Annotated in this window: 15 protein-coding genes and 2 pseudogenes; 9 read left to right on the top strand and 8 right to left on the bottom strand. The window is 65.0% G+C overall.

All coding sequences use genetic code 11. The features are described 5' to 3' along the window. From ACP15K_RS11975 to ACP15K_RS11990, 4 genes and pseudogenes are all read left to right on the top strand, one after another. Positions 1 to 526: pseudogene (locus tag ACP15K_RS11975) on the top strand (IS5 family transposase); the annotation flags it as partial. 53 nt (positions 527 to 579) lie between these two features. After that, a complete protein-coding gene (locus ACP15K_RS11980) occupies positions 580 to 1242 on the top strand; it encodes a DNA-3-methyladenine glycosylase I (RefSeq protein WP_424990616.1) in 663 nt (220 codons plus the stop codon). Between the two features lie 72 nt (positions 1243 to 1314). Then, the gene (locus ACP15K_RS11985) at positions 1315 to 1782 is read left to right on the top strand and encodes a DUF302 domain-containing protein (RefSeq protein WP_193142541.1); all 468 of its coding nucleotides are present in this window, start codon (positions 1315 to 1317) and stop codon (positions 1780 to 1782) included. A gap of 64 nt (positions 1783 to 1846) precedes the next feature. After that, entirely contained in the window at positions 1847 to 2284 is a 438-nt protein-coding gene (locus tag ACP15K_RS11990) for a DMT family transporter (protein ID WP_424990675.1), read from the top strand. Positions 2285 to 2339: 55 nt separating this feature from the next. Here ACP15K_RS11990 and ACP15K_RS11995 read toward each other — a convergent pair whose 3' ends face one another. The 5 genes and pseudogenes from ACP15K_RS11995 to proS all read right to left on the bottom strand — a co-directional run bounded on the left by ACP15K_RS11995 (position 2340) and on the right by proS (position 6895). Beyond that, the gene (locus ACP15K_RS11995) at positions 2340 to 3023 is read right to left on the bottom strand and encodes an ABC transporter ATP-binding protein (protein ID WP_424990617.1); all 684 of its coding nucleotides are present in this window, start codon (positions 3021 to 3023) and stop codon (positions 2340 to 2342) included. After that, a complete protein-coding gene (locus ACP15K_RS12000) occupies positions 3016 to 4299 on the bottom strand; it encodes an ABC transporter permease (protein WP_193142543.1) in 1284 nt (427 codons plus the stop codon). Before ACP15K_RS12000 ends, ACP15K_RS11995 begins: the two co-directional genes overlap by 8 nt. A gap of 139 nt (positions 4300 to 4438) precedes the next feature. After that, positions 4439 to 4652, bottom strand: a pseudogene (locus ACP15K_RS12005) (ammonia channel protein); the annotation flags it as partial. A gap of 60 nt (positions 4653 to 4712) precedes the next feature. Then, complete coding sequence (gene aqpZ, locus ACP15K_RS12010; RefSeq protein WP_193142544.1) at positions 4713 to 5402, bottom strand: aquaporin Z; 690 nt, start codon at positions 5400 to 5402, stop codon at positions 4713 to 4715. A gap of 155 nt (positions 5403 to 5557) precedes the next feature. Next, on the bottom strand, positions 5558 to 6895 hold the full coding sequence (proS, locus tag ACP15K_RS12015) for a proline--tRNA ligase (RefSeq protein WP_193142545.1): 1338 nt from the start codon (positions 6893 to 6895) through the stop codon (positions 5558 to 5560). Between the two features lie 165 nt (positions 6896 to 7060). Between proS and ACP15K_RS12020 the strand changes: the two genes are divergently transcribed. Genes ACP15K_RS12020 through ACP15K_RS12035 form a run of 4 tightly spaced genes read left to right on the top strand, consistent with a single transcriptional unit; the run spans position 7061 to position 12693 of the window. Continuing rightward, positions 7061 to 8164 (top strand): AI-2E family transporter, encoded by a 1104-nt coding sequence (locus ACP15K_RS12020; protein ID WP_424990618.1) that lies wholly within the window; start codon positions 7061 to 7063, stop codon positions 8162 to 8164. Beyond that, the gene (locus ACP15K_RS12025) at positions 8161 to 8874 is read left to right on the top strand and encodes a DnaA ATPase domain-containing protein (RefSeq protein WP_193142547.1); all 714 of its coding nucleotides are present in this window, start codon (positions 8161 to 8163) and stop codon (positions 8872 to 8874) included. Before ACP15K_RS12020 ends, ACP15K_RS12025 begins: the two co-directional genes overlap by 4 nt. A 21-nt stretch (positions 8875 to 8895) precedes the next feature. Further along, on the top strand, positions 8896 to 11085 hold the full coding sequence (locus ACP15K_RS12030) for an RNA degradosome polyphosphate kinase (protein WP_193142548.1): 2190 nt from the start codon (positions 8896 to 8898) through the stop codon (positions 11083 to 11085). Between the two features lie 57 nt (positions 11086 to 11142). After that, positions 11143 to 12693, top strand: coding sequence for an exopolyphosphatase (locus ACP15K_RS12035; protein WP_424990619.1), 1551 nt, complete (start codon positions 11143 to 11145; stop codon positions 12691 to 12693). Here the strand turns inward: ACP15K_RS12035 and ACP15K_RS12040 are convergent. Further along, entirely contained in the window at positions 12690 to 13004 is a 315-nt protein-coding gene (locus ACP15K_RS12040) for a hypothetical protein (RefSeq protein WP_424990620.1), read from the bottom strand. The genes ACP15K_RS12035 and ACP15K_RS12040 overlap by 4 nt on opposite strands. A 149-nt stretch (positions 13005 to 13153) precedes the next feature. After that, entirely contained in the window at positions 13154 to 13834 is a 681-nt protein-coding gene (locus ACP15K_RS12045; protein ID WP_193142551.1) for a molecular chaperone DjiA, read from the bottom strand. Between the two features lie 117 nt (positions 13835 to 13951). On the opposite strand from ACP15K_RS12045, the gene ACP15K_RS12050 reads away from it, so the two are divergent. Further along, the gene (locus tag ACP15K_RS12050; RefSeq protein WP_193142552.1) at positions 13952 to 14407 is read left to right on the top strand and encodes a GFA family protein; all 456 of its coding nucleotides are present in this window, start codon (positions 13952 to 13954) and stop codon (positions 14405 to 14407) included. On the opposite strand, the gene ACP15K_RS12055 is transcribed toward ACP15K_RS12050, so the two are convergent. After that, positions 14392 to 14901: a GNAT family N-acetyltransferase gene (locus ACP15K_RS12055; protein WP_193142553.1), complete on the bottom strand. Its 510-nt coding sequence runs from the start codon at positions 14899 to 14901 to the stop codon at positions 14392 to 14394. The genes ACP15K_RS12050 and ACP15K_RS12055 overlap by 16 nt on opposite strands. Positions 14902 to 14951: the final 50 nt, after the last annotated feature.

The raw sequence follows: 14951 nt of genomic DNA on the forward strand, positions 1-14951 counted from the left end.
CTGGGCTGGCCGCCGAACACAGTGAAGAAAAGACCGTGATGATCGACGCGACGTATCTGAAGGCACACCGCACCGCGTCCAGCCTGGGCGTTAAAAAGGGGGGCGTGGCCGCCTGATCGGCCGAACCAAGGGCGGTATGAATACAAAGCTGCACGCCGTCTGCGACAGCCTGGGGCGACCAATCAATCTCTTCGTCACCGCCGGGCAGGTGAGCGATTACATCGGCGCACGGGCATTGGTGAGCAGCCTGCCGAATGCCGAGTGGCTGCTCGGGGACCGGGGCTATGACGCAGACTGGTTCAGAGAAGCATTGAAAGACAAGGGGATACGAGCCTGTATCCCCGGCCGAAAGCAGCGCAAGACAGCCATCAAGTATGACAAGCGTCGATACAAGCGCCGCAACCGCATCGAGATCATGTTCGGAAGACTGAAAGACTGGCGGCGTGTGGCCACTCGCTACGACCGATGCCCAAAAGTCTTCCTCTCAGCCATCGCATTGGCCGCAACCGTCATGTTCTGGCTTTGAGACAAGAACGAGTCCTGACCCTAGAACCGAACGCTCTTAACCTGCGAGTTTCTATGCGCGCCTTCAACGACATCTACACCATCGCCGTCACCCGCAAGGGCTCGCCCGAGTCTGTGAAATACCAGGTCCACGGCCCCAAACCACCCGCCGAGATCGCGCAGATCCCCGAGGCCGACTGGCTCGCCGCCTTCTCCGGCGCCATCTTCTCCACTGGTCTCAACTGGCGGGTGGTCGAAAACAAATGGCCGGGCATTCTTGAGGCCTACAGGGGCTTCGACGTGAACGCCTGCGCCATGATGGATGACGGCTGGTTCGACGAACTCATGTCCGACCCCCGCATCATCCGCAACGGCGCCAAGGTCACCTCGGTGCGCGACAACGCGGTGTTCCTGCAATCCCTGCGCGCGCAGGGCGGCGCCGGACAGGTCTTCGGCGAATGGCCTGCCACCGATTTCATCGGCCTGCTGGCGCTGATGAAAAAACACGGCGCCCGCATCGGTGGCACCACCGGCCAATACGCCCTGCGCAAGATGGGCGTCGACAGTTTCATCCTGTCCAAGGATGTGGTCGCCCGGCTGATCGCCGAAGGAGTGATCGACAAACCGCCCACCTCGAAAAAGGCCATGGCGGCGGTGCAGGAGGCCTTCAACACCTGGATGGCGCAATCCGGCCGCTCCCTGACCGAGGTCTGCCGCGTGCTGGCCCTGTCGGTCTGACGCCTTCACCCAAGCGTGATGAGGGGCTCGCAGGATCGGCGCTAGGGTGGGGCAAACAACAAGGATCCTCCCATGCGCCGCATCGCCCTCGCCCTTACCCTTCTCGCCAGCCCCGCCTTTGCCGACAGCATCGCCCCGCGTAACGGATGGGCCATCCACGCCAGCGCCAAGACCTATGACCAGATGATCGACGCGGTCAAAGCCGCCGCCGCCGAAAACCAGCTTGGCGTCGTCACCCAGGCCGGTCCCACCGGGGCCGCCAAGGCGCGCGGCATCACCATTCCCGGCAACCAGGTTATCGGGCTGTTCAACAACGTCTTCGCGGTGCGCATCCTTGGCCTGTCAACCGCAGCGATGATCGAAGCCCCGATCCGCGTCTATGTGACCGAGGAACCGGACGGCACGGCGCTGTTGTCCTACAAGACCCCCAGCCATGTCTTCGCCCCCTATCTTGACGAAGGCGGCACGGATCTGGCCGCCGCCGCCGCCGAACTGGACGCGCTGTTTGCCGGTGTCGCCGAACAGGCCCTGGCCGACTGACCCCCCATTGCCTGCCCCCGGCCCCTGTGCTTTGTGATCCCGGAAGGAGATCGCAATGCCCGAGATGTTCAAATACGCCGCCGTTATGTTCCTGGCCGGTCTCGGCATCCCGGTGCTGGCCGCGCTGAACGCCGGGCTGGGGCAGCGCATCGGGTCGCCGATCTCCGCGGCCCTCGTGCTGTTCGGTGTCGCGCTCTCGGTTACAGCGCTTGTGGTGCTGCTCAGCGGCGCGCCCCGGGCGCCCGCGATCCTCACCGGCCACCCCTGGCCTCTCTATCTTGCCGGAACGCTGGTCGCCTTCTACGTGCTGACCATCACCTGGGCCGCGCCCCATTTCGGCGTCGGCAACGCGGTGTTCTTCGTGCTGCTGGGACAGCTCGTCTCGGCGGCGCTGATTGACCGCTTCGGATTGCTGGGTGCGCCTGTGACCGACCTCAGCCCCCTGCGCCTGGCGGGCATCGCCATCATGGCCCTGGGCCTCGGCCTCGCCCTCAAGGGCTAACGCGCCTCTTTTTCTTGTCAAAAATACTCCCGCCGAAGGCGGAATTCCGCGGCCGTCAGGCCGCCACCAACTGCCCAGCCTCCAGCCGCAAGACACGGTCCATGCGCGCCGCCAGATCCGGATTGTGGGTGGCCACCAGACCGGCCAGACCGGTATCCCGCGCCATGGCGACCATGACGTCGAACACTGTTTCCGCCGTTTCGGGATCAAGGTTGCCGGTGGGCTCATCCGCCAGCAACAGCCCCGGACCATTGGCCAGCGCCCGGCAGAAGGCCACGCGCTGTTGCTCGCCGCCCGACAGGGCGGCGGGCCGATGCCCGGCCCGGGCGGTCAGCCCGACGCGCCCCAACAGATCTTCCGCCCGACGGGCGGCCTCTGCCTGCCCCACCCCATTGGCAAGTTGAGGCAGGACGATGTTTTCCAGCGCCGAGAACTCCGGCAGCAGGTGGTGAAACTGGTAAACGAAGCCCACCCGTTCGCGCCGCATCCGGGTACGCGCGCCATCGCGCAGCGCCCCGGTGTCGCGCCCGTCGATACTGACCCGGCCCGCGTCGGGACGGTCCAGCAGCCCCGCGATGTGCAGCAGCGTTGACTTGCCGGCCCCCGAGGGCGCCACCAGCGCCACCAGTTCCCCCGGCGCGATGCGCAGATCTACGCCGCGCAGAACCGAAACCTCGCCCGGCCGCCCCTTGTTGTAGACCCGCGTGATCCCGGTCAGCTCCAGCATCGGCTCAGCCATGACGCAGCGCCTCCACCGGGTTCATCCGCGCCGCACGTCGGGCCGGAAAGATCGTCACCACGAAGGACAGGAACAGCGATAGTCCCATGGCGGTCAGCACGTCGTCCAGATGCAGCTGCGCGGGCAAATAATAGATGCCCCGGATCGACGGATCCCAGACCCCGCCCCCCGACAGCCCGTTGACCAGCGCGAAGATCGGATCGATATAAATTGCGAAAAGACAGCCCAGCACCACGCCCGCCAGCGTGCCGATGACCCCGACCGAAGCGCCGCAGATGAAGAACACCCGCAGCACCGCGCCCTCGGTCAGCCCGATGGTGCGCAGTATGCCGATGTCGCCCTGCTTGTTCTTCACCAGCATGATCAGTCCCGACACGATGTTCATTGCCGCGATCAGCACCAGCACCGACAGCAGCACGAACATCACGTTGTCCTCGACCGCCAGCGCCCGCAGGAAAGCGCCCGAGGCATCCTGCCAGGTCTGGAACAGCCCGTCGTTGCCTGCCTCGCGCCACAGGTCCGGCATGACCCTGGCCACATCTTCGGGGTTGGCCAGCATGATCTCGATCTCGTCGGCCACCCCGTCACGGTTGAAGAACAACTGGGCCTCGGCAAAGGGCATGTAGACCCGCGTGGAATCAATGTCATAGCGGCCGGCGCTGAACACATGCACCACTTCGTAGACGCCGACACGCGGCGAAGTGCCGAAAGGCGTCTTGGCACCGTCAGGCGAGATCAGCTTGATCTGGTCGCCGGGCAGCAACCCCAGCATCCGCGCCACGCCCGCGCCGATGGACACGCCCTCGCCATAGCGGGCCAGGTCGCCCGTGCCCATCTCGGGATCGGCAATGCGCGGCAGGGCGGCCAGATCCTCGGCCGCCATCCCGTACACCTGCACCCCGGCGTTGCGGCCGCGCCCGCCGGCCAGAACCTGCCCCTTGACCAGCGGCGCCACGCGGGTGACGCCGGGAACGGCGCGCAGACGGTCGGCCACCTCAAGGTAATCGGGGATCAGCCGCTCGGGCTCGCCCGCGTCATTCAGCCGGGTGATGTTGTAGTAGGTGACATGGGCGTTGGCGCCCAGGATCGTATCCACGAATTCCGCCCGAAAGCCCGAGCGCACGGCCAGCGTGGCAATCAGGGCGAACACCGCCAGCGCGATGCCCACCAGCGAAATCCATGTCATCACGCTGACGCCACCTTCGGCCCGCCGCGCGCGCAGATAGCGCCAGGCGATCATCCATTCGAACCGGGAAAAGGGTGGTGTCTGGGCCATATACGTCTCTGCCTGTCTGCTCGCGCGGACCCTGAGCGAGCGCGCAGCAGAGGTCAAGCCGGGGCAGCACACCCGCCCCGCCATTGGAGCACAAGGTCATGAGGAAAGCAGAATGCTTGTCGTCGGCGCGCGCGCCGCGCGCGTCCAGGCCCAGCAGGTCGTCGATCTTCCAGATGTTGCGGATCGGGTTGACCGCGTCCTGACACAGCACCCCGGCCACCGCACCGATCAACAGTGCCTTGACCGGGCCGACGATGCCCCGGGCGGGGGGGGATGGCCGCAAGCCCCGCGATCGTGCCCGTTAGCTTCCCCACCAGCATGGACTTGCCGAACGTGATCCGCTCCCACCATGCACGGGAATGCATCAGTTTGCGAACACGCGGCGGTGAGGACCAGCCCCACCGCCGATGGGATCAGTCTTCGTCGCTCATCACGCCCCAGATGAACGCGCCAAGTGCGCCGCCAACCAGCGGCGCCACCCAGAACATCCAAAGCTGCTCCAGCGCCGGACCTTCGGCGAAGAAGGCCACACCAGTGGACCGGGCCGGGTTCACCGAGGTGTTGGTCACCGGGATCGAGATCAGGTGGATCAGGGTCAGCCCCAGCCCGATGGCAATGGGCGCAAAGCCCGCTGGCACCTTCGACGACGTGGCCCCCAGGATGATGATCAGGAAGGCCGCGGTCAGCACCACTTCGATGACCAGTGCGGACGTCAGCGAATAGCCCATGGGCGAGGCCTCGCCATAACCGTTTGAGGCAAACCCGCCAACCCCGGCGAAATCGGGCTGGCCCGAGACGATCAGGTAGAGCACCGCTGCTGCCGCCACCGAGCCCAGCGTCTGGGCGATCCAGTAAGGCGGCAGTTCCCTGAATTCAAACCGGCCAGCGACGGTCAGTCCCAGGGTGACGGCAGGGTTGAAATGCCCGCCCGAGATACCGCCCACCGCATAGGCCATGGTCAGCACGGTCAGGCCGAAGGCAAAGGCGACGCCCAGCCAGCCGATCCCCACATCGGGCACACCGGCGGCCAGCACGGCAGCGCCGCAGCCGCCGAACACCAGCCAGAAGGTGCCAATGAACTCCGCCATCAATCTGTTTGTCATGAAACGCTCCGCAGTTGGTCAAGTTGGTTAACCGCAGTCTGCAACAGGTCCGGCGCGGCGCAAGTGAATTCCGGCGGTAGGGGGCGCAAAAAACAGCAAAAAGGCACCGCGTATGATGCGCGATGCCTTTCGACTGCCAAACCGGCGCATGCCGTTCAGATATCGCGATAGATCTCGACGATCCGCGCCACCGCATCCTCGGCCGACATCTCGACGCTTTCGCCGGTCTTGCGCGAGGTCAGTTCGACCACGCCGTTCTTCAGGCCGCGCGGCCCGACGGTGATCCGCCACGGCAGGCCGATCAGGTCCATGGTGGCGAATTTCGCCCCGGCGCGTTCGTCGCGGTCGTCGTAGAGCGGCTCCAGCCCGGCCTTGGTCAGCGCGGCGTACAGGTCCGCGCAGGCCCCGTCGGTCGCCGCATCGCCCTGACGCAGGTTGACGATGCCGCAATGGAAGGGCGTCACGCCTTCGGGCCAGATGATGCCCTTGTCGTCATGGCTGGCCTCGATGATCGCGCCCAGCAGGCGGCTGACGCCGATGCCGTGGCTGCCCATGTGCACCGGGATCTGTTCCTGCTTGTCGTTGATGACGGTCGCGCCCAGAGCATCGGAATACTTGGTGCCGAAATAGAATATCTGCCCGACCTCGATGCCACGCGCCACGCGGCGGCGCTCTTCGGGGACCTGGTCGAACAGGGCTGCGTCATGGGTTTCGTCGGTGCGGGCATAGCGCGAGGTGAACTCGTCCAGTACGCCCTGGCACTGGGCCACGCTGTCATAGTCGATGTCGCGGTCGCCGAAGGTCAGATCGGTGACCTGGCTGTCATAGAACACCTCGGATTCACCGGTGTCGGCCAGCACAAGGAATTCATGGGTATAGTCGCCGCCGATGGGGCCGCCGTCGGCGCGCATCGGGATTGCCTGAAGGCCCATACGCTCGTAGGTGCGCAGATAGGCCACCAGATGCCGGTTGTAGGCGTGCAGCGCGTCTTCCTTGGTCAGGTCGAAGTTGTAGCCATCCTTCATCAGGAACTCGCGCCCCCGCATCACGCCAAAGCGTGGGCGGATCTCGTCGCGGAACTTCCACTGGATGTGATAGAGCGTCAGCGGCAGATCCTTGTAGCTTTTGACGTAGCTGCGGAAGATGTCGGTGACCAACTCTTCGTTGGTGGGACCATACAGCATGTCGCGGCCATGGCGGTCGGTGATGCGCAGCATCTCTTCGCCATAGTCGTCATAGCGGCCGGAATCGCGCCACAGGTCCGCCGATTGCAACGTCGGCATCAGCATCGGGATGTGACCCGCGCGGATCTGTTCCTCGTTCACGATCTGCTCGATCCGTTTCAGCACCCTGAAGCCCAGCGGCAGCCAGGAATAGATCCCGGCGCTGGCCTGCTTGATCATCCCGGCCCGCAACATCAGGCGGTGGCTGGCGATCTGCGCCTCGGCGGGGGTTTCCTTGAGGACCGGCAGGAAGTAGCGGGACAAGCGCATGTCGGGCACCTTTTCAACTAGCGTTTTGGCGTTCAAGACCGCTTAGGCCATCCCGGCAGGGCAGACAAGCGCACCCTCACCCTCATACCCCCTGTGCGCCTGCGGCATGAATCCTTGCACCCGTCAGGGCCATGGGCGATGAAAGGGCGAACCGCAGGAGGAAGCATGGCCCTACCCGTCCAGACCCAGACCAAGATCTGGGGCATTGTCGCAGTGGTGTTTTTCGCGGTGCTCTGGGCGTTGGGCAACGTTCTGCTGCCCTTCCTGATCGGCAGTGCCATCGCCTATCTGCTGGATCCGCTGGCCGACCGGCTGGAGGCACGCGGCCTGTCACGCACGGCCGCCACGGCGGTGATTTCGGTCGGTTTCGCGCTGGTGGCGGCGGCAGGACTGCTGATCATCATTCCGGCGATGATCCGGCAGTTGATCGACCTGATCCAACTGGCCCCGGAACTGACGGCACAGGCGCGAACTTTCATAGAAACCCGGTTCCCGTCGATTGGCGAGCAGATCAGCCAGTTGCACGGCACGCTTCCCGGCATCGGCGAAACCATCCGCGAACGCGGTGTGGAAGTCCTGACCAGCGTGCTGAGCGGTGCCATGAGCTTCGTCAACGTGGTGGTGCTGATCTTCGTGGTGCCCGTGGTCACGGTCTACATGCTGCTGGACTGGGACCGGATGGTGGCGCAGATCGACGCGCTGTTGCCCCGCGATCACGCCCCCACGCTGCGTCGTCTGGCTGGCGAAATGGATCGCACCATGGCCGGCTTCATCCGAGGTCAGGGCCTGGTCTGCCTGATCCAGGGCAGCTTTTATGCGGTGGCGCTGATGTTGGTGGGGCTGAACTTCGGCCTGCTGGTCGGCGTCTTTGCCGGGTTGATCTCGTTCATTCCTTTCGTGGGATCGTTGGTGGGCGGCGCGTTGTCCATCGGGCTGGCCTTGTTCCAGTTCTGGGATCAGCCGTTGATGATCCTGCTGGTGGCCGGAATTTTCGCCTTCGGGCAGGTGGTCGAGGGCAATTTCCTGACCCCGAAACTGGTCGGCGGCTCGGTCGGGCTGCATCCGGTCTGGCTGCTGCTGGCGCTGTCGATCTTCGGAACCTTGTTCGGCTTTACCGGGATGCTGGTGGCCGTGCCGATCTCGGCCATGATCGGGGTACTGGTGCGCTTCGCGGTCGAGCAGTACCGCTCTGGCCGACTGTACCTTGGGGTCGAAGCACGGGACGGGGCCAAGGCGCCCGCAGACCGGGATGATCCCGCCGCCGAATGACCGACACGCAGTTGCCCCTCGACCTGTCGCCGGACCCGCGCCTTGGCCGGGCCGAGTTTCTGCCCGCGCCGTCCAACGCGGCGGGCCTGTTCGCCGTGGACAACTGGCGGGACTGGCCCGAACAGCGGATGCTGCTGTGCGGGCCGCTGGGTGCCGGGCGCACCCATCTGGCGGCGATCTGGGCGCGCGACACCGGCGCCGCGATGCTGTCGGGCGCACGGCTGGAGACGCTGCCCGCCCCGGCACCGGCCTATGTGGTGGACGACGCCCATCTGGTGGCCGGGCATCCGGCGCGCGAAGAGATGCTGTTTCACCTGTTCAACCGGGCGGTCGCCGCCCGCGCGCCGCTGCTGCTGACCGCGCCCGACACCCCCGGCACCTGGGGCCTGGCGCTGCCCGATCTGCTCAGCCGGATGCTGACCCTGGCTGTCACCCGCATCGACGCGCCCGACGACACGTTGTTGCAAATGGCGCTGGTCAAGCTCTTTGATGATCGGCAGGTGCCGGTCACGCCCGAGACCATCACCTTCCTGACCCGGCGGCTCGATCGCTCGCTCAGCAACGCCGAACGGGTGGTCGAAGCCCTTGACCGCGCGTCCCTGAGCCGTCAAAAACGGATTTCCCGCGTGATGGCCGCGCAAGTGCTTGAGGATCCTGATGCGTTCCTCGCAGTCACCGGCCCGGATGCGGAGGACACCGACGCCCCCTGACCCAAGGATGCCCTGCCCCAGATGACCGCCGCCGATTTCCTGAACACGCCCCTCCCGGAACCTGTCGAGTTGCATGACACTGACCTGACCGGACCCGCGCGGTTCTTCAATCGCGAGTTGTCGTGGCTGGCTTTCAACTGGCGCGTGCTGGAAGAGGCGGAAAACCCCGCCGTGCCGCTGCTGGAACGGGTGCGCTTCGTGTCGATCTCGGCCAACAACCTGGACGAATTCTATACCGTGCGCGTGGCGGGCCTGCGCGAACTGGCCCGCGAAGGCCACACCACGCCCGCGGCCGACGGCCTGTTGCCGACCGAGCAACTGGCGCTGATCGACAAGAACGCCCGCGCCCTGATGCAATCGCAACAGCGGGTGTTCGCCCTTTTGCGCAAGGAAATGGAAGCCGAAGGCATCTTCCTGCTGACCCGCCGCAAGCTGACCGCCGCCGACAAGCGCCACCTGGAACAGGTGTTCCTCAGCCAGGTGTTCCCGGTGCTGTCGCCGCTGGCAGTGGACCCGGCGCATCCCTTCCCCTTCATCCCCAACACCGGGTTTTCGCTGGCGCTGATGCTGGAACGACGGTCCGACAAGAAACCGCTGCGCGCCCTGCTGCCGATCCCGCAGCAGATCGACCGGTTCGTGCCCCTGCCTGCCAAGCCCGGCCAGCTGCGCTATCTGCCGCTGGAAGAGCTTTTGCTGCTGCATCTGGACAGCCTGTTTCCCGGCTATGACCTGAAGGGCGAATGTTCGTTCCGGGTGCTGCGCGACAGCGATCTGGAGGTCGAGGAAGAGGCCGAGGATCTGGTCCGCGAGTTCGAGACCGCCTTGAAACGCCGCCGCCGGGGCGAGGTGATCCGGCTGAAGATCTCGACCAACGCACCGGGTGAGTTGACCCGCGTCATCACCGAACAGCTGCACGTCAGCGGCGACGAAGTGATCGAAACCCGCGGCATGATCGGCATCGTCGATGTCAAGGAACTGGTCACCGACGCGCGCCCCGATCTGCTGTGGCCCTCCTACACGCCGCGGGTGCCGGAGCGGGTGCAGGATCACGACGGCGACATGTTCGCGGCGATCAAGCAGAAGGACATGCTGTTGCACCACCCCTATGAAACCTTCGACATGGTGGTGCGCTTCCTCAAGCAGGCAGCACAGGATCCCAACGTTCTGGCGATCAAGCAGACGCTGTACCGCACCTCGCACAACAGCCCGATTGTCGAGGCGCTGTGCGAAGCTGCCGAAGACGGCAAATCGGTCACCGCGCTGGTTGAACTGAAGGCCCGGTTCGACGAAGCCGCCAACATCCGCCAGTCGCGCCGGCTGGAACGTGCCGGCGCCCATGTGGTCTATGGGTTCGTCAACTACAAGACGCATGCCAAGATCAGCTCGGTGGTGCGGCGCGAGGGCGACAAGCTGGTCACCTATTCGCACTGGGGCACCGGCAACTATCACCCGATCACGGCGCGGATCTATACCGACCTGAGCTTCTTCACTTGCGACGAAGGGCTGGGACGCGACGCCACAAAGGTCTTCAATTACCTGTCGGGCTATGCCCCGCCCGTCGGGCTGGAAAACCTGTCGCTCAGCCCCAAGGACATGAAAGCCGACATCATCCAGATGCTGGAGGCCGAGGCCGACCACGCCCGCGCCGGACGCCCGGCCGAGGTCTGGGTGAAGATGAACTCGCTGATCGAACCGCAGGTCATCGACGCGCTGTACCGGGCCAGCCAGGCCGGGGTGAAGATCCTGTGCGTGATCCGCGGCATCTGCGGGCTGCGCCCCGGCGTGAAGGGATTGTCAGAGACCATCCGGGTGAAATCCATCGTCGGACGGTTTCTGGAACATTCGCGCATTGCCTGTTTCGGCAATGGCGGCGGCTTGCCATCGGAACAATCGCGGGTGTTCATCTCGTCCGCCGACTGGATGGGTCGCAACCTGAACCGCCGGGTCGAAACGCTGGTGGAGTGTCACAACAAGACGGTGAAGAAGCAGATCGTCGATCAGATCATGATCGCCAATCTGCACGACCAGTCCCAAAGCTGGGTGCTGAATCCCGATGGCAGCTTCACCCGCGTTCTGGATGACCAGCCGGAAAAGCTGTTCAACTGCCACCGGTTCTTCATGGAAAACCCATCGCTGTCCGGGCGCGGGTCTGCCGGGGCGGACGATGTGCCACGCCTGACCACGCGGCCCCTGCTGACTCACGAAAGTTGACGCGGAACATCTTGGCGGGCAAGGTCGCCTCCGCCGGGTTGTGGGAAAGGGCGTTCGATGGTGCAGGATCTGCTGACGGACTGGGGTCCGTTCGGACACCCGTTGTTTCAGGATCCCCGGGCCCGCAAGCTGTCCCGCGTGGGCGTTGTGGACGTAGGATCCAACTCCATCCGTCTTGTGGTCTTTGACGGCGCGGCCCGCTCACCCGCCTACTTTTACAACGAAAAGGTCATGTGCGGGCTGGGCAAGGGGCTGGCCGAGACCGGCCTTCTGAATCCCGAAGGCAAAAGCCGCGCGCTGGACGCGCTGCAACGGTTCCAGTCGCTGGCTGACGGTCTGGGGCTGGAGCCGCTGAACGCCGTGGCCACCGCCGCCATGCGCGAGGCCGCGGACGGCCCCGAATTCCGCGAAGAGATCGAGCGCAAGACCGGCCTGAAGCTCTATGTCATCGACGGGCAGGAAGAGGCGCGGCTGGCGGCACAAGGCGTGCTGCTGGGCTGGCCCCGCGCCGAAGGCCTGGTCTGCGACATCGGGGGGTCGTCCATGGAGATGGCGCAGGTGTCGCGTGGCAAGGTGGGCAACCGCGAAACCTCGGCTCTCGGGCCTCTGAAATTGCGCGACGTGAAGGGCGGCAAGAAGGCCCTGCGCGCCCATATCGACAGCGAGTTGAACAGGCTGAAAGAGGCGCTTGATGCCTCGGATGACCGGCTGTTCCTTGTCGGCGGATCGTGGCGGGCCATCGCCAAGCTGGACATGGCGCGGCGTGACTATCCCCTGAAGGTTCTGCATGAATACAAGATGTTGCCGGACGATCTTAAGGCAACTCTGGATTGGATCAAGGACACCGATACCGAAGAGTTGCGCAGCCTGGCCGGCATCTCGTCGGGGCGGATGGCGCTGGTGCCGGATGCGGCGGATGTGTTGTCGGGCGTGTTGCGTGTTTTCGATCCCAAGGATATCTTCGTGTCCTCTTACGGCCTGCGCGAGGGGCTGCTGTATGAGCAGATGCCGCAGGTTCTGCGCGACCGCGATCCGCTGATCGAAGCGGCGCGTTTCGCCGAAGCCAAGGATGCCCGCGTGCCGGGGTTCGGCAAGGCGCTGTACCGGTTCATCCGGCCAATCTATGACAAGGAGCCGCTGGCCCTGCGCCGCTTGGTCAAGGCCGCCTGCCTGCTGCATGACGTCAGCTGGCGCACCCATCCCGACTATCGCGCGGATGTCTGTTTCGACTATGCGACACGTGCCAATTTCGGCGGGCTCAGCCATGCCGAGCGGATCTTCCTGGGGCTTGCCCTGCTGCACCGCTACAAGAACAGCCGCGCCAACGGGCGTTTCGATGCGCTGGTGGATCTGATCGATCCCGCAGATGTCACCCGCGCCGAGGTTCTGGGCCGCGCCATGCGCTTTGGCGCCATGTTCACCGCCCAGCGGGCCGAGCAGATGGGCACCATGCGCTGGCAGCCCAAGGAACGGAAACTGGGGCTGACCATCGGGCCACAGGCGATGACCCTGTACGGAGAGGTTGCCCAGGCCCGGTTTGCCTCGTTGGCGCGGGCCCTGGACGCCGAGACCGAGGTGGTGGCGCTCAGCCGGGCTGTGACCAGTTAACTGGGCTCTCCCGGCGGGACCATCGCGCGCATGATGGCGTGCCAATGCTGGCCCGAGGCCACGATGCAGGCGCGCCCGTTGGCTTCGGTCACGACAATGGTCCAACTGCCGCTGACCGGGTCGTTCCAGACCTCGAGCAGCTGGGTTTCGGATTGCAGGCCCGCGGCGGACAGATGTTCGCCATAGGTCTTTTCCAGGGTTCTGGCGATCACCTCGCGCGGCGCACAGGCCGTCGGCGATTGTGCATGAACAGGCGGGGCCGTGGCGGCGGCGCCAAAGATCAGGGCTGCGGTTATCAAGCGTTTGAACATGGTGTCCTCCATTGGGTTGGAAGACGCATCCCGGCAGGCGCCGAAACGCGCCTCATACCCCCAATATCGGGATCCCCGGCATCCACGACAAGGTCCGCTACCCTCAAGGTGAAGCGGCGTGACGATGATTTTCGGGATGATTTTCCCTATCAGGCGCGCGTGTTCGAGATTTCTTCCCAAGCCTGATTCACGGCGATCAGCCGCTTTTCGGCCAGCTTGATCGCCTCTTCCGGAAGACCCCGTGACATCATCCGGTCGGGATGGGTCTCGCGCACCAATTGCCGCCAGGCGGCGCGCACCTCGGGCAAGGGCGTGTCGGGCAACACACCCAGCACGTCATAGGGATCCGGCGCCATGTCAGACACAAAGCGCCTGCGGATGCGCGCGACTTCTGCCGCGTCCAGACCGAAGATCTCGGCCACCTGGCTGAGAAAATCATGTTCGGAAGGATGGTATTCACCGTCGGCGACCGCGACATAGTACAGCCCCTCCATCAGGTCATAGAGCGCCCGGTGGCCTTCGCCGAACATGCGGCGGATGCGGTGGGCATAAACCTCGAACCCGGCGACGTCCTGCCGGGCCAGATTGAACACCCGCGCGGCATTGGCCTCTTCCGACTGCGGGATGTGGAAGACCTGACGAAAGGCGGCGACCTCATCGCGGGTCACTTGCCCGTCGGCCTTTGCCATCTTGGCGCCAAGGGCAATCACGGCGATGGTGAATGCCACCGAGCGTTCCGGCGGCGTGCGCAGCCGGTCGAACACATCGGCCAGCGGCTGCCCCTGGGTGAGGGCAGACAGGGCATCGGCAATTCGGGACCAGATCGACATAGGCGCAGGCTACCCGATTGTGCAGGCGCGAAAAGAGGCAACTTGGCCGCTGGTACGCATTTCCCGGCATGCTAGGCTGACCGCATCGTCGCCACCTTGCCTTGTTCTGGAGTTTCCATGACCACACCCCTTCACACCGGAAGCTGCCGCTGCGGACAGGTCCGCATGACCCTTTCGGCCAATCCCGTCATGACCTCGGCCTGCCATTGCCGGGGATGCCAGCAGATGACCGCCAGCGCCTTTTCGCTCAGCGCGCTGGTGCCGGCCGCGGCCTTTCAGGTGGAGGGCGCGGACCCGGTGATCGGCGGGCTGCATGACGCCGACCAGCGGCACCACTTCTGCCCCCATTGCCTGAGCTGGATCTTCACCCGCATCACCGGACTGGAGGATTTCGTGAACCTGCGCAGCGTCCTGTTCGACGGGCTGGCGGATCTACCGCCGTTCATGGCCACCTGCACCGCCGAAGCCCTGCCATGGGTGCAAACCGGCGCCACAGTCAGTTTTGCCGGAATGCCCGGCGCGGCGGAGTTTTTCGATGCAATGGGACGGTTCGAGGCTCAATCCGCAGGCTGATCACCCAGGATCTTCTGCATCAGCACCAGATCCAGCCAACGGCCGAACTTGCGCCCAACCTGCGGCATCCGCCCGGTTTCGGCATAGCCAAGGGCCGCGTGAAATTGCTGCGCCGCCTGGTTGTCCGCGTCGATGGCCGCAACCATGACATGCACGCCGACAGTGGCGGCCTGCGCCTCCAACACCTGCATCAGGGCACGACCAGCCCCCTGCCCGCGCGCCTGTGGTGTCAGGAAGATCGAATGCTCCATGGTGCGATCATAGCCGTCGCCGCCGCGAAACCGGTCGTAGGTGGCAAAGCCCAGCACCGTGCTACGCGCATCCAACGCAACCCACAGATCGCGCCCCGCCGCGCGCCGGGCTGCGATCAGATCGGCGACCTCGGGGACGGTCCATTCGTTGGTGTGAAAGATGGCGGTGGTCTGGCGCACCACATCGGTGCGGATCGCGGCAATGGCCGCGTGATGGTCGGGGGTGGCGGACAGAATCTTCATGCCCCCGACATAGCAGGACGCCGCGCGGGCGGCGTCCCGAAAATCATGTT

The sequence above is a fragment of the Fluviibacterium sp. S390 genome (assembly GCF_049800695.1).
GTDB lineage: Bacteria > Pseudomonadota > Alphaproteobacteria > Rhodobacterales > Rhodobacteraceae > Meridianimarinicoccus.